Origin of the sequence: Aeromicrobium camelliae (genome assembly GCF_003850045.1) — a bacterium.
Lineage (GTDB): Bacteria > Actinomycetota > Actinomycetes > Propionibacteriales > Nocardioidaceae > Aeromicrobium > Aeromicrobium camelliae.
The window spans coordinates 87,884-105,465 of the sequence record NZ_RQJX01000008.1; the positions used below are offsets into that span (position 1 = coordinate 87,884).

Genomic DNA, 17,582 nt, shown 5'->3' on the forward strand with positions numbered 1-17,582 from the left:
GCCCTGTGGATAGCCCGAGGCTGGGGACAGTCAGCAGGGCGGTGGGTGTGCGTCCATTTCGCTCGCGGAAACGGACGGATACCCACCGGCGCCGCCGGAGAACGGACGCTAAGTCACCGCCCCAGGCCGGCGAGGATGAGGGTGAGGCCTCGGTCGAAGGAGGGATCGAGATCGGGGTCCTCGTCGATGGCGCCGACGGCGCTGGCCTGGCGGTGCGTCTGGGTCGACTGGGCGTGCCCGAAGACGTAGAGCAGCAGGGTGCGCGCCGCGTCGTCGCCGACGAGGTCCGCGAGACGTTTCTGCACCTCGGACACACCGAGCCGGAAGGCCGAGGCGGTCGCCACCACCTCGGCGCCGTCGCGGATCGCGAGCATGGCGTCACGCAACGCGTGGCACAGCGCCCGCGGGTCCTCCCCGTCCACGTCGCGGACGATCTCGTCGGCCATCAGGGCGAGCAGCGACTGCTTGTTCGGAACGTGGTGGTACAGGGCACTGGGCTGCACCTCGAGCTCCGCCGCCACCCGCCGCATCGAGCAGAACTCCAAGCCGTACGAGTCCAGCACGCGCAGTGCCGCGGCGACGACATCGGGGAGGCTGTTGGCCATGGCGCCATCCTATCGGCTAGCCTGAACAGCGTTCAGGTGAACACCGTTCAGTCGCCGAGGAGCCCCATGTCCGAGACCGCCACCGCGCCCCGCCGCGGCACCACGACCGACCTCGCCCTCGTCGCCTCGTTCGCGGCGCTCATCGCGGCGTGCTCGCTGCTGCCGGCGATCAACGTCGGCGCGGGGCTCGTGCCGATCACCCTGCAGACGTTCGGTGTCCTGCTCACGGGGGCCGTCCTCGGGGCGAAACGCGGCTTCCTGGCCGTGCTGCTCTACCTCGCCGTCGGCGCCGTCGGCATCCCGGTCTTCGCGGGTGGAGCCGCCGGCCTGGCGCCGTTCGCCGGTCCGACCGTCGGGTACCTGGCGGGCTTCCCGCTCGCGGCGGCCCTGTGCGGAGCCATCGTCGAGCGGCTCCCGCGCGGCAAGATCGCCACCAGCGTGCCTCTGGTGTTCCTCGCCGGGCTCGGCAGCAGCGCGCTACTCATCCATACGCTCGGCATCGCCGGGCTGATGTGGCGCGCCGACCTCAGTCTCGCGGCGGCCTTCACCACCGACGTCGTGTTCTGGCCCGGTGACGTCGTGAAGAATCTCCTCATGGCCTTCGTCGCGACCGCAGTGCACCGCGCCTTCCCCGATCTGCTGCCCCGCCGGTGATCCTCTTCGACGAGGCCGGCTTCATCGCGTCCGATCCGGGCGGCGACGTCGTCGTCCTGCGCCCGACGACGGTGACGCTGACCGAGCGCCGGATCGCGGTGATCGGCGCGAACGGCTCGGGGAAATCGACCTTCGCGCGGATGATCAACGGGCTCGTCGAACCCACCGAGGGGCGGGTGCTCGTCGACGATCTGGACGTGCGGCGCGACGGTGCCGCCGTGCGCCGCCGGGTCGGTTTCGTGTTCACCGACCCGGCCGCGCAACTTGTCATGCCGACCGTCGTCGAGGACGTCGCGCTCTCCCTGCGTCGACGGCATCGCGGAACTCAGGAACGGCGCCTCGCCGCGATCGACGTCCTCGCTCGCTTCGGCCTCGATGACCTCGGCGACCGGAGCGTCCACACCCTCTCGGGCGGCCAGAAGCAACTGCTGGCACTGGCGAGCGTGCTCGCCACCGAACCCTCGGTCCTCGTCGCCGACGAGCCGACGACGCTGCTCGACCTGCGCAACAGCCGCATCGTCGGCGACCTCCTCATGGCGTTGGACCAGCAGGTCGTCATCGTCACCCATGACCTCGAGCTCGCCGAGCGCTGCGACCGCGCCCTCGTGGTCGACGACGCCCAGGTCGTCTTCGACGGCTCCCCGGCCGACGCCGTCGCGCACTATCGGAGTCTGGTGTGAATTCCCCGCTCGGCATGCACCGTCCCGGCACCAGTCCGCTGCACCGGCTCCGGCCCGGCACCAAGCTGCTGGGTCTGGTGGCGTTCGCGGTGGTCGTCATCGCCGTCCCCGGAGCCGGCCTCACCCTCGCGCTGCTCGGCGTCGCCCTCGTCGTGGCGGTGATCGCCGGGCTGACGGTACGAGAACTCGCGCAGACGCTGCGGACCTTCGCCTTGATCGCCGTCGCGTTGTTCGCGTTCCAGGCGTGGCAGAACGGCATCGACCGCGGGCTCGAGGTCGTCGCCGGCCTCCTGGCGCTCATCGTCGCGGCAACCGTGGTCACGGCGACCACGCCCACCGACGCCATGGTCGACACGATCACCCGGGCGGCGCGCCCATGGCGACGTCTCGGCGCCGACCCGGAGCGGATCGGGCTCGCCTTCGCCCTCGTCCTCGCCGCGCTGCCGCGCATGCTCGAACTCGCTCACGAGACGCACTCGGCCGCCCGTGCCCGCGGCCTCGAGCGCAACCCGCGCGCCTATGCGACTCCCCTCGTCCTGCGGGCCGTGGCCCAAGCCCGCGAGACCGGGGCTGCGCTCCACGCGCGCGGCATCGGCGACGACTGACGCTGCCGCAGGCCTCGCATGTGACTACGATCACTGGGGTGACTGGCCTGCGCACCCTCGTCGTGGACGACGAGCAACCCGTGCTCGACGAGCTCGTGTGGCTCCTCGGCCGTGACGACCGGATCGCGTCGGTGGCCACCGCCCATTCAGGCACCGAGGCGCTGCGGCGACTGGAGCGCGGCGACATCGATCTGGTGTTCCTCGACATCGCGATGCCCGGGCTCACCGGCATCGAGATCGCGCGGCTCCTCGGGCGGTTCCGGCAGCCGCCGCAGATCATCTTCGTCACGGCTCACGACGCCCACGCGGTCGAGGCCTTCGAGCTGGACGCCGTGGACTACCTGCTCAAACCCATCCGCGAGGAACGGCTCCGCGAGAGCATCCGGCGGGCCTCGCAGGGACCGGACGCGGCCTCACCGGACGACACCATCGCCGTCGAACTCGCCGGCGTGACCCGGTTCGTCTCCCGCTCGCACGTCACGCACGCGGAGGCACAGGGCGACTACGTCCGCCTTCACCTGCTCGACGGGTCGAGCCACCTCATCCGTGCTGCGCTGAGCGCCTTGGCCGATGAGTGGCACGACGCCGGTTTCCATCGCATCCATCGCAGCATCCTGGTCAACCGCGCGCACCTGCGCGAGGCACGCTCGCACGACGGGCGCACCACGGTCGTCGTGCCGCGCGGTGAGGGCACCGTCGAACTTCCGGTGTCGCGGCGTCATCAGCGCGACCTGCGCGAGTTGATCGGCGAGTACACGCCATGACCGAGCCGCGGCGCCACCGCATCACCAATCCGCTCACGACGGCGCCCACTCACGTCCCCCGCTCGGTCCGGCAGGAGATCGACGAGTCGACCAGCGTGGGACAGGTGTACATCCGCAGCCTCGTCCGCTCGCAACTGCGCGCCGCGCTGACCGTGCTCGCGACCCTCGCACTGACCGTCGGCGCCCTCCCCCTGGTCTTCCTCGTCCTGCCCGCGGTCGGTGATGCGTCGGTCCTGGGGGTGCCCCTGCCCTGGATCCTCCTCGGGATCGCGGTATACCCGGCGGTGTTGCTGCTCGGCTGGTTGTACGTCCGGTACGCCGAGCGCGCCGAGTCCGACTTCATCGCCCTCGTCGAATCCGAGAACGACGAGACGGAGCCTGGATGAGCCCGGGCGCGGCCATCACCGCGATCGTCGTCGTCGCCATCGCGACGGTGACGATCGGAGCGCTCGGACTGCGCATCAGCCGCACGACGAGCGACTTCTACGTCGCCTCGCGCACGGTCACGCCGGCGCTGAACGGCTCGGCGATCAGTGGCGAGTATCTGTCGGCCGCCTCGTTCCTCGGCATCGCCGGACTCGTGCTGACCTTCGGTGCCGACATGCTCTGGTACCCGATCGGCTGGACGACCGGATACCTCCTGCTGCTGGTGTTCGTCGCCGCGCCGCTGCGGCGCTCCGGCGCGTACACGATCCCCGACTTCGCGCAGGTGCGCGTGCGTTCGGACGGCGCCCGGCTCGCGTCGACATGGCTCGTGGTCATCGTCGGCTGGCTGTATCTCATGCCGCAGTTCCAAGGCGCTGGGCTCACCGTCCGCGCGACCACGGGCGCGCCGTCGTGGGTGGGCACGGCGCTCGTGGCCGTCATCGTGGTGATCAACGTCGTCTCCGGCGGCATGCGCAGCATCACCTTCGTGCAGGCGTTCCAGTACTGGCTCAAGCTCACGGCGATGCTCGTCCCGCTGGTCTTCCTGCTGTTCGCCTGGCGCGGCGACGGGACCCCGCCGCCGATCGCGCCGGAGCAGTGGTTCGAGCCGCTCGGAGCCGCGACGCCGGAGAGTCTGTACCGGACCTACTCGATCATCATCGCCACGTTCCTCGGCACGATGGGCCTGCCGCACGTCGTCGTCCGCTTCTACACCAACCCCGACGGGCGGGCCGCACGGCGGACCACGCTCATCGTGCTCGCGCTGCTCGGCGCGTTCTACCTGCTGCCGACCTTGTACGGCGTACTCGGTCGCGTCTACGCACCCGACCTCGTCGATTCCGGTGCTGCGGACACGGTGGTGCTGGAGCTGCCGACCCGGATCCTCGGCGGCGTCGCTGGTGACGCCCTCGCCGCCCTGCTCATGGCGGGCGCCTTCGCGGCCTTCCTCTCCACGTCGTCGGGCGTGACCATGGCCCTCGCCGGTGTCGTCGGTCAGGGCCTCGCCCGCCGCGGGCCCTGGCGCGGCCGGCTGGCACCCGTCACCGCGCTGCGATGGGCGGCGGTGCTCTGCGTGGCCGTACCGCTGGTGCTGGCACTGCTGGCACAGCCGATCCCGGTCGCCAACTCGGTCGTGTTCGCGTTCGCGCTGGCCGCCTCGACCTTCTGCCCGTTGCTGGTGCTCGGGATCTGGTGGCGCGGACTGACCGCGGCAGGGGCCATCGCCGGTCTCGTCGGCGGGGGACTGGCCGCGACATCGGCGCCGATCCTGACCCTCGTCGCTCGTCCCGAGGGGGTAGTCGGGACGCTGATGTCGCAGCCGGCGGCGTGGTCGGTGCCGATCGGATTCGCGCTGATGATCGGCGTGTCGCTCGCCACGCGCTCGCGCGTCCCCGCCGACGTCTCGCGCACGATGGTGCGCCTCCACACCCCCGAGCACCTCCCCCTCGACCGCGGGTGAGCGGCGGGTTTGCTGACGACCAGGTGACGTAGGTTCCCTGTCACTCCTCCGGGAAAGTCCGGCCGGAGAAGTGAGGGAGAATCGGCGTCACCTGGTCATCGGTCACCAGCCGGGAGCGGGCGGTAGGGCTCTTCGCGGACAGCGTGGGCGAGCACGAGCTTGACGGCCAGCGCGACGGGAAGCCAGGACCAGCCGTCCGGCGCCTCGAGCATCGTCCCGCCGAGGACTGCCAGCACGACGAGCGCGGCAGCGGTCGGGCGGCGCAGATAGAGCGGGACGGTCACCACGATGACCACCGCCGCAAGCACGCCGACGTGCCACAGCGCACCCCACCACCACAACGCGGGTGCGTAGGCGAGCGCGACGATCCACGGTTGGACGTGCACGGCGGCGAACAGGACCGGTCGGCGGACGAGTCGTTCGCCGAGCGAGGGATCGGATGGCGGCGGACCGAAGTGGGAACGCTTGGCACTGTTGAGGGAGTTCGCGACCACGCCACCGAGCACGTCGAAGCCGATGACGCCCGCGAGCAGCCACTGCCACCACTGCCACTCCACCCCCAGGCCCCAGAACGCCCACCCGAGCACCAGTGCGGTGCCGACGATGCCGGTCCCAGCCGCGAGGCCGCGCTCGGCCGGGGTGGCTCCGGCGCCGTAGACCGCGTCGCGCCGCTCGGCCGGGGTTGCCCAGTCGATGTGCGTGTCGTCGTTCATCCCTGTCCTCCCGGCGTCTGCCACCGCGCGACATCGCGACCGTGCGGCCGGCAACGCCACTCACCTGCCGGTCCGCTCACGGCCAGTGCGGGCGGCGCGACGGTGACTTGCTGCCGCGTTCCGTCCTCGCGGGCGATGTTCATCGTCGTCGTCGGCAGCTCACCGGGCTTCGCGCTGTCACGCTGCAGCGGCGATCGCTCGTGGCCGAGGAGCTCCTGACCCAACCGCGCCAACGCCACACCGACCTCGAACGTGCGGCCCTCCTCGCGTTGCCGGCGCACGGCCACCGCGAGCGCCCCGGCCAGCAGGTGCCCGGCACCGTGATCGAGCGCCTGGACCGGAAGCGCTCCGGGTCGGCGCAGGACTCCGCCCGCCACGTCGCCCTCCTCCCAGGCGATACCAGTCGCGGCCTGCACGATGCTGTCGAAGCCGCGGCGCAACGCCCACGGACCGACATGGCCCCACGCGCTGATCCGCCCGACCACGAGGCCGGGATGGCGCGACGCGAGTTCGGGGCCGCTGAGACCGAGTCGCTCCAGCGCACCGGGCCGGTACCCCGTCACCAGGACGTCAGCACCTTCGAGGAGCGCGTCGAAGAAGGCGCGGTCGCTTCGCTGCCGCAGGTCGAGCAACGTGCTGCGCTTCCCTTGCCCGGTGTCCAGATGCTGCCACTCCGGCTCCGGGAGCCGGGGCGAGTCGACCCGAAGGACCTCGGTGCCAGCGTAGGCGAGATCGCGCGTCGCGACCGGACCCGCGATGACCCTCGTGAGGTCCAGGACGCGCACGCCTGCCAACGGCATCCGCGAATCCTGCGCCCACGGTCTCGGTCCGGACACACCGAGGCACGCGGACTCGACCAGCGGGGCCGACGCGAGCGCGCGGGCCTGCGCTCCGGCCGCCCACGTCGCGGGATCGCGCACGGCCGCCACGACGGCACCGGCACGCGCTGCGGCGTCCTCCAGATCGGCGGCGTCCCACCGGGCGATGGCCGCAGCGACGGCATCGCGATCCGGGGATCCGGACAACCCCAGAAGACGCAGCAACCGCTCCTGGTGATGCGGATAGTTCGCGTGCGTGCGCACCCAGCCGTCGGCGCTCTCCCAGAAGCCCGACAGGGGCGCCCAGATCGGTGGGTGCTCACCTCCGATCCTCAGCAGCTTGTCACTGCCGAAGGACGCCTCGACACGCCGCGGGTCGACGACCAACGATGGGGTCTGGTGTGTGCCCCTCACCGAGGCGATCGCCGCCGAGGCGAACGCGACCGAATCGACGGCCAGTTCACCCACGGCGAGACGCGATCGCCAGCCCGGACCGCATCCGGACGTCTCGACCAAGGGAAGCGTCGCGAGGTCGATGTCGAGGGCCTCCGCGGCGGCGCAGGCGACAGCACCCCAACGACGCGAGACTGTCCCTCCGGCACTCATGACGACACCTCCACCGCGGTGTGTTCCGCCGGCCCGAAGACGACGAGAACCTCGAGGTCCTCCTCGACGTCGACGAAACGGTGGTCCTCCCCCGCCGGAACGAAGACGACGCTCCCGGCCGCGACCTCGGTGATCGCCTCAGGGGTTCGCAGGCGCGCTCGACCACACAGCACGACGTACACCTCGTCCTCACTGTGCACGCCCTGCGGATCGTGCGCCCCTGCGGGGATCGTGTACGTGCCGACGCTGAGCGCGGGTACCCGCACATGCTCGTCGTAGGCCACCCGCTCCCTCACGCCTTCGCGGCGCGCTCGGATCACCTCCACCGTGACGCTCCTTCCCTCGGCCTCGCGGACATTCAAGCCAGTGTCGTGAAGGTCCGCGCGGGCCAATCGATCACGATTGGCCCGATTTTCGCCCCCGACTGCGCACGATCGTTCAAGACGAGCGTGCCCTCGTGTCCTAGACAGAAGATGTCGCCACATCATCGTCGAGGGGAGCTGTCGTGGAGCCGATCGGGTTCATCGGTCTCGGTGTCATGGGACAGCCGATGGCGCTCAACCTCGTCCGCGCAGGGGTGCCGCTCGCGGTCTGGAACCGCACTCCGGGCCGCTGCGCCCCCGTCGTGGCGGCAGGCGCGCAGCCGGCCGCCGACTGCGCCAGCCTGTTCGAGCAGTGTCCGACGGTGCTGATGATGGTCTCGGACGAAGCGGCCACCGACGCGGTGCTCGCCCGCGGAACCGACGACTTCGCGCGGCGCGTCCGTCACCACAAGATCGTCAGCCTCGGCACGATGTCCCCCGCGATTCTCCGAGCGACTCGGTGAGGAGATCACGACGGCGGGCGGCGGGTACGTCGAGTCGCCCGTGTCGGGATCGCGCGGGCCGGCCGAGGCGGGGGAACTCATCGCGATGCTCGCCGGCTCGCGCAAGGCTCGCGCGGAGCTGCGGCCCGTGCTCGAGCCGATGTGCGCGCGGAGCGTCGATTGCGGCGAGGTTCCGGCGGGCCTAACCACCAAACTCGCGGTCAACGTCTTCCTCATCGCGACGGTCACCGGACTCGCCGAGTCGTTCGCATTCGCCGAGCGGCACGGCATCGACCCCCGGTTGCTGCAGACCATCCTCGACGCCGGGCCCATGGCGTCGGCCGTATCGCGGGCGAAGACCGACAAGCTGGTGCGTGGCGACCACTCCGTCCAGGCCGCCATCGTCGACGTGTTGAAGAACGCCGAGCTCATCACCGACGCGGCGCGGGAGAGCGGCATGGTGAGCCCCCTGCTGGAGGTGTGCCGCGAGCTGTACGCCCGGACCCGCGAGCTGGGATTCGGCGGCGCCGACATGGCGGCCGTCGTGGAGGCGATCCGCGACCGCGGCGCCGCGTCGTGAGGGCCGGCGGGCGCACCCGCCGCCCGGCGCTGGCGGGGTTGTGTCTTGTGGAGTTCTGCAGCTGGGGCGTGCTCTACTACACGCTGCCGGTCCTCGGTGTCACGATCACCGAGGCGACCGGATGGCCGTCGCTCGCGGTCCCCGCGGTGTACACGCTCGGTCTGCTGCTCGCGGCAGCGCTCGCGCCGCTGGCGGGCAGATGCGTGGACCAGTTCGGCCCGCGGCGCGTCATGGCGTTCGGCTCGCTCGTTGGCGCTGCCGGGATGATCCTGTCCACGACGGGCCCCTCGCTGCTCGTCTTCACGCTGAGCTGGTGCGTCGTCGGGGTCGCCCAGGCCGCCACCTTGTATCCGCCCGCGTTCTCGGCGGCGCATCAGTGGTTCGGGGCGGGGGGCTGGCCGCTGACGGTGATCACCCTCGCCGGCGGGATCTCGTCGACCGCCCTCGCGCCGGTCATCGCGGGATTGGGCGACGAACTCGGCTGGCGGCAGGCCGTACTCGTTCTCGCGACCGGCTACGGCGTCCTCAGCACGGTCGCAGCGGTCGTACTGCTGACGCCGCATTGGCGGCGGCCGGAACGGCGCGGCCGCGAGCACCGTGAGTACGTGGACACGATCCGTCGCAGCGGCGCCTTCCGCGCTTCGCGGGCGGCCTTGGCGATCGCGGCCCTCGGCCTGTACGCCGTCACTCTCACCCTGATCCCGCTGCTCACCGAACGCGGCGTCCCCTACCGGGAGGCGGCCGTGATTTTCGGTCTCGTCGGTGCCGGCCAAGTGCTCGGTCGTCTCGCCTTCCATCCGTTGAGCCGGTTCGGCGACCCTCGTTCTCGCCTCCTCGTCCAGGTCGCGGCGAGCGCCGTGGTCATCACGGTCCTCGGCGTCGTCCACGGACCGCTTCTTGCCTTCGCCCTTGCGGCCGTGCTCGCCGGAGCGGTGCGCGGTGCCCACACGCTCGCGGCGGCGACTGCGGTGTCGGATCGTTGGGGCTCGGAGGCCTACGCGACGATCCTCGGACGCTTCCACGCGCCGATCGCCGCCGCCATGGCGCTCGGCCCGGCCGCCGGAGCGGCGGTCGCGCACCTGACCGGGTCCTACGCGACGGCTGCCCTCGTCTTCGCGACGCTCACCCTGCTCGCGGTCGCGCTCATTCGCAAGGCCTGAGGGCAGTCACCGACGACGCGGGGCGCCGTTCCCCGCGAGTGGCGCAAAGTGGACAGCGAGTGGCGCAGTTCGGGGGTGTTTCCGGCCGAATCGGCCCCAAATTGCGCCACTCGCGGTGAAGGGCGGGCGGGCCGGATGATGAAGGGCGGGCGGGGCGGTGGTGGACGTGGCGGCTCAGGGGATGGTGGTCGCGGCGCGCCAAGCGGCGGGCGTGATGCCATAGGCGCGTTTGAACATGCGGGTCAGGTGCGCCTGGTCGGCGAAGCCGGCGAGTGCCGCCGCCTCCGCGAGGGGTCTCCCTTCGAGCATGAGCCGACGGGCGGTCTGAAGTTGCTGCGCCGTCCGAAATCGACTCGGGCTGGTGCCGTAGGCCGCGCGGAACTGCCGCGCGAGGGTCCAGCGGTCGAGACCGGCGATGACCTCCAGCTCCTCGGCACGGTGAAGACGCGCGGGCTCGTCACTGATCGCATCACGGACTCGGCGGAGGGCCGCCTCGTGCAGGGGGGGGGGCGGTGCGCCGGCGGCGGACGCCCCCCCTCACGGGCGAGAAGTTGGGCGAGTGCGCAGACGACGTCGACGTGATGGAAGCCGTCAGCGGGAGGGTCCTCGTCGGCGAGCGCCTCCGCGAGGACCGCCGGGACCCGGCGCGCATCGACCACGGGGTCAGGCACGAACGGCAGAGAACGCCCGCCGAGCGACTCGCGGATGAGCGCGGGGTCGACGTAGAGGATGCGGTACCCGAAGCCGTCCTCGGTCCCGGGCATCCCGTCGTGCGGCTCGTCCGGATGGAGGACGTGCCACTGGCCCGGCAGGCACGCGCGCCGGCTCCCGCGATAACCGAAGGCCTGCACACCGAAACGTGTGACGCCCACGGCGTACGTCTCGTGCCGGTGCGGCGAGAAGCCCTCACCCACGAGGCGCGCGTCCATCCGCTCCAGCCCCTCGGCGAGCTCGAGGCGGCGAAAATGCTGCCGGTTCCGGGATCGGTCGTCCGACACCTCCATGACGCCATTCCACCCGCGAAGCGGCCCGACGGCAATGGCCAGTCGCGGGTGAGTGGACGTCGCACACGGGTTCAAGACCCCGACGGCCACCCCCGCCTACCGTGAACCCAGCTCGAAGGAGGTGCCATGACGGTCGCCGAGACGATCGAGACTCTTCCCTCGCTGGTCACCGGCGCCCTGGCCCTCATGGGGAGTCCCGGACCGGCCACGATCGGCGCGGCGGGGACCGCCGCCGCCTTCGGTCTGCGCCGCGCCCTCCCCTACGTCACGGGCAGCGCGGTCGGGACGATCGCGGTGCTGACGCTGCTCATCGCGGGCGCGGGCGCGCTCCCCACCTCGGGACCGCGACCGGGAGGAGTCGACCTGGGCAGCGTCGTGATCGTCCTCGCGGTGGCGTACCTGCTGTGGCTGAGCTGGCAGATCGCCACCGCACCTCCACAGGGTGCCGGCGACGGGCGCGCCCGCGTTCCCCGATTCCTGGCCGGTTTCCTCCTCGGCGTGTCCAATCCGAAGGCGTATCTCGCCCTCGGCGCCCTCGTGAGCGGCCACGGCCTCGCCGCTGCGAGCACACCCGCTGCGGCCCTGGCGCTCGGGGGGCTCGCGAGCCTCGTGGCCCTCGTTCACGTCGCCTGGGCCGCACTCGGATCGACGGCCGCTCGGCTCTTGCAGCGGCCGGCCGTCGCCCGCGGCGTCAACGTCGCGCTCGCGCTGCTCCTGGCCGTCTCCACCCTCCCGCTCCTCGCCGACGCTCTCTGACCGGGCCGCCGCTCGTCCTTGCGATCCGACCGCTCGTCGCGTGAGCTGCGCCACACAGCCGTCGGCTGCGGTCGGTTGGCCGATCCCGTGCTCGTGTGACCTGTCGCACACCATGCATCCGCCCTACGGTCCACACAAGGACACCGATCCGGGTGTCGTGACGTCCGAGAGGAGGAGCCATGGCCGAACCGATCTCGCGTGAGACGCACCGTGCGTACGAACGCATCCACAACGAACCGCAGTTCGCCGAGCTCAAGAGGATCTACCGCGGGTTCGTCCTGCCCATGACCGTCGCCTTCATGGTCTGGTACCTGCTGTACGTGGTGGCATCGAACTGGTTGCCCGACTTCATGAACGCGCAGGTGTTCGGCAACATCAACGTCGCCCTGCTCTTCGGGCTGCTGCAGTTCGTCACGACGTTCGGCATCGCCTACTGGTACGCACGCTACTCGGCCAGCAAGATGGACCCGCTGGCTGACGGGCTACGCGACGACTTCGAGCGGGAGGTCGGCCAGTGAGCACGCAGGACGTCCTCCTCGCAGCGAGCGAGGAGTCCAACCAGGCGCTGACCGCCTCGTTGTTCGCCCTCGTCGTCATCCTGACGGTGGGCATCACCTTCTGGGCGAGCCGCAACACCAAGACCGCGGCCGATTACTACGCGGGCGGCCGGTCCTTCTCGGGCGTCCAGAACGGCTTCGCCATCGGCGGCGACTACATGTCGGCCGCATCATTCCTCGGCATCTCGGGCGCCATCGCCCTCTCGGGCTACGACGGTTTCCTCTACTCGATCGGCTTCCTCGTCGCCTGGCTCGTGGCGCTGCTGCTGATCGCCGAGCTGCTGCGCAACTCCGGCCGTTTCACCATGGCCGACCAGTTGGCGTACCGCATGCGGCAACGTCCCATCCGTCAGGCCGCCGCGATCTCGACCGTCGTCGTGTCGATCTTCTACCTGCTGGCGCAGATGGTCGGCGCGGGCGCACTCGTCGCGCTGCTGCTCGGCGTCGACAGCCAGGCGGCGAAGAACATCACGATCGTCTCCGTCGGCGTGCTGATGATCTTCTACGTCGTCGTCGGCGGCATGAAGGGCACCACGTGGGTGCAGATCGTCAAAGCCGTGCTGCTGATGTTCGGCACGCTGCTCATCAGCGTGCTCGTGCTCGCCAAGTTCGGCTTCAACCTCTCCGATCTGCTCGGCACCGCCGCCGACGCGAGCGGCAAGGGCCAGGCCTTCCTCGAGCCCGGCCTCAAGTACGGAGCGACGGCGACGAGCAAGATCGACTTCCTGTCCCTCGGCATCGCCCTCGTCCTCGGCACCGCCGGTCTGCCGCACATCCTCGTGCGGTTCTACACCGTGCCCACGGCGAAACAGGCCCGCGTCTCGGTGCTCTGGGCGATCGGCCTGATCGGCACGTTCTACCTCATGACGCTGGTGCTCGGCTTCGGCGCGGCGGCGCTCGTCACGGGTGACGCCAAGGACCAGATCGCCGCATCGGGCGGCAACCTGGCCTCGCCACTCCTGGCCGAGGCCGTCGGCGGTGGTCCAGGCACCTTGGGCGGCGCGATCCTGCTGGCGCTGATCTCCGCAGTCGCGTTCGCGACGATCCTGGCGGTGGTCGCCGGTCTGACGCTCACGTCGGCCTCCTCGGTCGCCCATGACCTGTACGCCAACATCTGGAAGAAGGGCACGGCGAGCGAGAAGGACGAGGTCCGCACCGCGCGGATCGCCGCGTTCGTCATCGGCGGCGCCGCGATCGCGCTGGCCATCCCCGGGCAGAGCCTCAACGTGGCGTTCCTCGTCGCGCTCGCGTTCGCGGTCGCGGCGTCGGCCAACCTCCCGGCGCTCCTCTACAACCTGTTCTGGAAGCGGTTCAACACCCGCGGTGCGTTGTGGAGCATCTACGGCGGCCTGATCTCCGCGGTCGGCCTGGTGTTCTTCAGCCCGGTCGTCTCGGGCAAGGTCGATCCGGAGACGGGGGCGAACCTCTCTCTGTTCCCGGCCGGCGTCGACTTCAGCTGGTTCCCGCTGGAGAACCCGGGCATCGTCTCCATCCCGCTCGGATTCTTCCTCGGCTGGCTGGGCACGGTGACGTCGAGCGACAAGGGTTCGCAGGAGCGGTTCGCCGAACTGGAAGTGCGGTCCCTGACCGGCGCCGGCGCCGAGAAGTGAGGGACGCTGTGGGGCCCGGGACCCGGGCCCCACAGCAACCTTTCTGCCACCCCTGCGCCGGATGCTGTGGGGTGGGACACAATCGTCAGTAGGATCCGATTCGAGGAGAGACTTTCGTGACAGAGACAGCAGGCATCGACAACCTGGCCCACGAGGACCGTGTGTTCGAGCCGCCCGCCGACCTCGCGGCTCACGCCAACGTCACAGCACAGGCCTACGAGGACGCCGCGGCCGATCGCCTGGGCTACTGGCGGACGCAGGCCGAGCGGCTGCACTGGGAGACCCCGTTCACCGAGGTCCTCGACTGGACCAACCCGCCGTTCGCGAAGTGGTTCGTGGGCGGCAAGCTCAACGTCGCCTACAACTGCGTCGACCGCCATGTCGACGAGGGGCGCGGCGACAAAGTCGCCTTCCACTTCGTCGGCGAACCCGGCGACACGCGCACCCTGACGTACGCCGACCTCAAGGACGAGGTGAGCCGCGCCGCCAACGCCCTCACCGACCTCGGGGTCCGCACCGGCGATCGAGTGGCGATCTACCTCCCGATGATCCCCGAGGCCGTCGTCGCGATGCTCGCGTGCGCGCGGCTCGGCGCCCCGCACACCGTCGTCTTCGGCGGGTTCAGCTCCGATGCGCTCGCCAGCCGGGTCGCGGACTGCGAGGCCAAGGTCGTGATCACCGCGGACGGCGGTTACCGACGCGGCAAGCCCTCGGCGCTCAAGCCCGCCGTCGACGAGGCGCTGGAGAAGACCACGGGCGTCGTCGAGAAGGTGCTCGTCGTCCGCCGTACCGGCGAGGAGACCTCGATGACCGAGGGCCGCGACGTGTGGTGGCACGACGTCGTCGACGGTGCCTCGGCCGAGCACACTCCCGAGGCGTTCGACAGCGAGCACCCGCTCTACGTCATGTACACCTCAGGCACGACCGGCAAGCCGAAAGGCATCCTCCACACGTCCAGCGGCTACCTGACGCAGGTCGCCTCGACGTTCCACGCCGTGTTCGACCACAAGCCCGAGACCGACGTGTACTGGTGCACGGCCGACATCGGCTGGGTCACCGGCCACTCGTACATCGTGTACGGCCCGACCGCGAACGGCGCGACGCAGGTGCTCTACGAGGGCACCCCGGACACCCCGCACAAGGGCCGCTGGTGGGAGATCGTGCAGGAGTACGGGGTGACGCTGTTCTACACCGCCCCCACCGCGATCCGCACGTGCATGAAGTGGGGTGCGCAGATCCCGGCCGAGTTCGACCTCTCCAGCCTGCGCATCCTCGGCACGGTCGGTGAGTCGATTAATCCCGAGGCCTATGTCTGGTACCGCGAGAACATCGGCGGCGGCCGCACCCCGATCGTCGACACGTGGTGGCAGACCGAGACCGGCGCGCACATGCTGAGCCCGCTGCCGGGCGTCACCAAGGCGAAGCCCGGCTCGGCCATGGGCCCTCTCCCCGGTATCAGCGCGGAGGTCGTCGACGACGCGGGCAAGCCGGTGGACAACGGCCAGGGCGGGTACCTCGTGCTGACCGAGCCGTGGCCCGCGATGCTGCGGACGATCTGGGGTGACGACCAGCGCTACAAGGACACCTACTGGTCGCGCTTCGAGGGCATGTACTTCGCCGGCGACGGCGCCAAGAAGGACGAGGACGGCGCCATCTGGCTGCTCGGCCGCGTCGACGACGTCATGAACGTGTCCGGTCACCGGCTCTCCACGACCGAGATCGAATCGGCTCTCGTCTCGCATCCGAGCGTGGCGGAGGCGGCCGTCGTCGGCGCGACGGACGCGACCACCGGGCAGGCGGTCGTGGCGTTCGTGATCCTGCGCGAGTCCGCGGTCGATTCCGGGGAGGAGACGGCGGAGGAACTGCGCCAGCACGTCGCCAAGGAGATCGGCCCCATCGCCAAGCCGCGGCAGATCATGGTCGTGCCCGAACTGCCGAAGACCCGCTCGGGCAAGATCATGCGCCGTCTGCTGCGCGACGTGGCGGAGAACCGCGAGGTCGGCGACGCCACCACGCTCGCGGACTCGTCGGTCATGGACCTCATCACCTCGGGGATGAAGCGCACGAGCACCGACGACTGATCACCAGGGCGGTGGGTGAGCGTCCGTTCGCACGGTCGAATCGGACGCTCACCCACCGCCGGGCGGGGGAAACGGGCGCTCACGCACCGCCCACCAACTGACGCGGGCCCGGCAACCGAGGGGGAGGTTGCCGGGCCCGCGCGTGGGATCGAGGACGATCAGATGAGGCGTGCGTCGCCCACCTCGGCCGCCGACGCCGGCAGGCCGTTGTCCTCGAGGATCTTCACGAGTTCGCCGTTCTCCCGCAGCTCCTCGATGAACGCGTCGAGCGCTTCGCCGAGCGCCTCGTTCTTGGGATTGATGAGGATCGAGGTCTGCGACGGCTCGTTGGTCGACGAGACGCGCTCGTCGGACTGGAGCACCTCGAGTTCGAACTCGGTGCCCTCGGACGAGATCATCGCCGCGCCGTAACCGTCGAGACCGGCGTCGAGGCGGCCGGCCTTGAGCTCGTTGGCCAGGCTGAGCGAGTCGGGGTAGACCCGGGTCTCGACGTTCGGCAGCGCCTTGAGGTCGTCCACCCACAGGTAGCCCTCGACCGTGCCGATGCGCTTGCCCTCGAGATCGTCGACGGTGGCGCTGCCGTCGGTCGACATGACGGTCAGCTCGTCCAGGTACACCGGCGTGCTGAGCCGCACGACCTCACCGCGCGCCTCCGTGCGGTAGAACCCGCCGACCGCGACGTCGACACGGCCCTGCTCGGTGGCCGGAACGGCCGTCGCGTAGGTGTAGGGAGCGTAGGTCAGCTCCAGGCACGACTCGGCGGCGAACTCCGTGAGGATGTCGCTGTCGATGCCGGCCATCTCGCCGTTCTCCTCCATGGAGTACGGCGGCGTGTTGGTCAGGGCGACGCTGAGCTCGCCCTCCTTGACCGTGTCGACCTCGATCGTCGGCTCACACGAGGCGTCGACGCTGCTGGCTCCCCCGCCGCCCCCGCAAGCGCTGAGCGTGAGCAGCGAGGCGGCCGCGAGGCCCAGGACGCGAATCGGCGTTTTCATGGTGTCTCCTTGTGGATGGATGAGTGGTGCAGGTGGGTCAGGTGGTCAGGTGACGGGACAGGCGCCGCTCGAACCGCGCGACCAGCCAGCCCGCCGGGATCGTGACGGCGAGGTACAGCAGACCGGCCAGCGTCAGCACGTCGAGGTAGCGGAAGGTGTTCGCGCCGATCGAATACGCCTGGCTCAGCAGTTCGGGCAGACCGAGGGAGAACGCCAGCGAGCTGATCTGGAAGATGAGGATCGCGAAGCCCAGCAGTGTGGGCAGCGCGATCCGCAGGCCCTGCGGAATCACCACGAATCGCATGACGTCGCTGCGGCTCATGCCGAGCGCGTCGGCCGCTTCCAGCTCGCCGTCGGGAACAGCGCGCAGACCCGCGCGGATGATCTCGCTCGTGTAGGCCGCGGTCGTGAGCGACAACGCGAGCACCACGGCGGCGTAGGTCTCCAGCGTGAGTCCGACGCTCGGCAGACCGAAGTAGACGAGCTGAAGCATGACGAGCGCCGGCATGCCGCGGCCGATCTCGACGAGCAGCACCGCGGGCCACGTCAGCAGCCGGGTCCGGGCGAAGGCCGCAAGGGCCAGCAGCAGCCCGACGACGAGGCCGATGATGAGGCTCAGGCCGGTGACCTGGACGCTCACCCAGAGACCGTCGAGCAGGCGCGGGAGCCACTCTGCCCAGTCGGAGAAGATCGCAGACTTCATG

20 protein-coding genes and 1 pseudogene are annotated in these 17,582 nt (G+C 70.5%); 13 read left to right on the forward strand and 8 right to left on the reverse strand.

Annotated elements, in window-relative coordinates; translation table 11 throughout:
* Positions 1-113: 113 nt before the first annotated feature.
* A complete protein-coding gene (locus EHW97_RS07690) occupies positions 114-605 on the reverse strand; it encodes a TetR/AcrR family transcriptional regulator (RefSeq protein ID WP_124236584.1) in 492 nt (163 codons plus the stop codon).
* Between the two features lie 66 nt (positions 606-671).
* Between EHW97_RS07690 and EHW97_RS07695 the strand changes: the two genes are divergently transcribed.
* Genes EHW97_RS07695 through EHW97_RS07720 form a run of 6 tightly spaced genes read left to right on the forward strand, consistent with a single transcriptional unit; the run spans position 672 to position 5,193 of the window.
* Entirely contained in the window at positions 672-1,259 is a 588-nt protein-coding gene (locus EHW97_RS07695) for a biotin transporter BioY (protein ID WP_124236585.1), read from the forward strand.
* Positions 1,256-1,939, forward strand: coding sequence for an energy-coupling factor ABC transporter ATP-binding protein (locus EHW97_RS07700; RefSeq protein WP_243696343.1), 684 nt, complete (start codon positions 1,256-1,258; stop codon positions 1,937-1,939). Before EHW97_RS07695 ends, EHW97_RS07700 begins: the two co-directional genes overlap by 4 nt.
* A complete protein-coding gene (locus EHW97_RS07705) occupies positions 1,936-2,544 on the forward strand; it encodes a CbiQ family ECF transporter T component (RefSeq protein ID WP_208001942.1) in 609 nt (202 codons plus the stop codon). Before EHW97_RS07700 ends, EHW97_RS07705 begins: the two co-directional genes overlap by 4 nt.
* Positions 2,545-2,582: 38 nt before the next feature.
* Positions 2,583-3,308, forward strand: coding sequence for a LytR/AlgR family response regulator transcription factor (locus tag EHW97_RS07710; RefSeq protein ID WP_208001943.1), 726 nt, complete (start codon positions 2,583-2,585; stop codon positions 3,306-3,308).
* A complete protein-coding gene (locus EHW97_RS07715; RefSeq protein ID WP_124236586.1) occupies positions 3,305-3,694 on the forward strand; it encodes a DUF485 domain-containing protein in 390 nt (129 codons plus the stop codon). The genes EHW97_RS07710 and EHW97_RS07715 overlap by 4 nt, the downstream gene beginning before the upstream one ends.
* Positions 3,691-5,193 (forward strand): sodium/solute symporter, encoded by a 1,503-nt coding sequence (locus EHW97_RS07720; RefSeq protein ID WP_124236587.1) that lies wholly within the window; start codon positions 3,691-3,693, stop codon positions 5,191-5,193. The genes EHW97_RS07715 and EHW97_RS07720 overlap by 4 nt, the downstream gene beginning before the upstream one ends.
* A gap of 95 nt (positions 5,194-5,288) precedes the next feature.
* Here the strand turns inward: EHW97_RS07720 and EHW97_RS07725 are convergent, their stop codons facing one another.
* From EHW97_RS07725 to EHW97_RS07735, 3 genes are read right to left on the reverse strand one after another with little or no spacing between them, the layout of a single operon-like run.
* Positions 5,289-5,906 (reverse strand): hypothetical protein, encoded by a 618-nt coding sequence (locus tag EHW97_RS07725; protein WP_124236588.1) that lies wholly within the window; start codon positions 5,904-5,906, stop codon positions 5,289-5,291.
* Entirely contained in the window at positions 5,903-7,330 is a 1,428-nt protein-coding gene (locus tag EHW97_RS07730; protein ID WP_124236589.1) for a CoA transferase, read from the reverse strand. The genes EHW97_RS07725 and EHW97_RS07730 overlap by 4 nt, the downstream gene beginning before the upstream one ends.
* On the reverse strand, positions 7,327-7,656 hold the full coding sequence (locus tag EHW97_RS07735; RefSeq protein ID WP_243696344.1) for a cupin domain-containing protein: 330 nt from the start codon (positions 7,654-7,656) through the stop codon (positions 7,327-7,329). The genes EHW97_RS07730 and EHW97_RS07735 overlap by 4 nt, the downstream gene beginning before the upstream one ends.
* Positions 7,657-7,835: 179 nt before the next feature.
* Here EHW97_RS07735 and EHW97_RS15520 point away from each other — a divergent pair, with 179 nt between their 5' ends.
* The 3 genes from EHW97_RS15520 to EHW97_RS07745 are packed head-to-tail and all read left to right on the forward strand — an operon-like array spanning position 7,836 to position 9,875.
* A complete protein-coding gene (locus EHW97_RS15520; protein ID WP_208001944.1) occupies positions 7,836-8,156 on the forward strand; it encodes an NAD(P)-binding domain-containing protein in 321 nt (106 codons plus the stop codon).
* 4 nt (positions 8,157-8,160) lie between these two features.
* On the forward strand, positions 8,161-8,715 hold the full coding sequence (locus tag EHW97_RS15525; protein WP_279432307.1) for an NAD(P)-dependent oxidoreductase: 555 nt from the start codon (positions 8,161-8,163) through the stop codon (positions 8,713-8,715).
* A gap of 47 nt (positions 8,716-8,762) precedes the next feature.
* Entirely contained in the window at positions 8,763-9,875 is a 1,113-nt protein-coding gene (locus EHW97_RS07745) for an MFS transporter (RefSeq protein WP_208001946.1), read from the forward strand.
* A 174-nt stretch (positions 9,876-10,049) separates the two neighbouring features.
* On the opposite strand, the gene EHW97_RS15735 is transcribed toward EHW97_RS07745, so the two are convergent.
* Positions 10,050-10,376 (reverse strand): helix-turn-helix domain-containing protein, encoded by a 327-nt coding sequence (locus tag EHW97_RS15735; RefSeq protein WP_341770287.1) that lies wholly within the window; start codon positions 10,374-10,376, stop codon positions 10,050-10,052.
* Positions 10,377-10,552: 176 nt separating this feature from the next.
* Positions 10,553-10,879, reverse strand: a pseudogene (locus tag EHW97_RS15960) (AraC family ligand binding domain-containing protein); the annotation flags it as partial.
* A gap of 126 nt (positions 10,880-11,005) precedes the next feature.
* On the opposite strand from EHW97_RS15960, the gene EHW97_RS07760 reads away from it, so the two are divergent.
* From EHW97_RS07760 to acs, 4 genes are all read left to right on the forward strand, one after another.
* Positions 11,006-11,635: a LysE family translocator gene (locus tag EHW97_RS07760; protein WP_124236593.1), complete on the forward strand. Its 630-nt coding sequence runs from the start codon at positions 11,006-11,008 to the stop codon at positions 11,633-11,635.
* A 179-nt stretch (positions 11,636-11,814) separates the two neighbouring features.
* Positions 11,815-12,153, forward strand: a complete 339-nt coding sequence (locus EHW97_RS07765; RefSeq protein WP_124236594.1) for a DUF485 domain-containing protein — start codon at positions 11,815-11,817, stop codon at positions 12,151-12,153.
* Positions 12,150-13,802 carry a solute symporter family protein gene (locus tag EHW97_RS07770; RefSeq protein ID WP_124236595.1) on the forward strand — a complete coding sequence of 551 codons (1,653 nt, stop codon included), beginning with the start codon at positions 12,150-12,152 and terminating at the stop codon, positions 13,800-13,802. Before EHW97_RS07765 ends, EHW97_RS07770 begins: the two co-directional genes overlap by 4 nt.
* 116 nt (positions 13,803-13,918) lie before the next feature.
* Positions 13,919-15,883: an acetate--CoA ligase gene (acs, locus tag EHW97_RS07775; RefSeq protein WP_124236596.1), complete on the forward strand. Its 1,965-nt coding sequence runs from the start codon at positions 13,919-13,921 to the stop codon at positions 15,881-15,883.
* Between the two features lie 158 nt (positions 15,884-16,041).
* Here the strand turns inward: acs and EHW97_RS07780 are convergent, their stop codons facing one another.
* Positions 16,042-16,878: a substrate-binding periplasmic protein gene (locus EHW97_RS07780; RefSeq protein WP_124236597.1), complete on the reverse strand. Its 837-nt coding sequence runs from the start codon at positions 16,876-16,878 to the stop codon at positions 16,042-16,044.
* 37 nt (positions 16,879-16,915) lie between these two features.
* On the reverse strand, positions 16,916-17,581 hold the full coding sequence (locus EHW97_RS07785; protein ID WP_124236598.1) for an amino acid ABC transporter permease: 666 nt from the start codon (positions 17,579-17,581) through the stop codon (positions 16,916-16,918).
* Position 17,582: the final 1 nt, after the last annotated feature.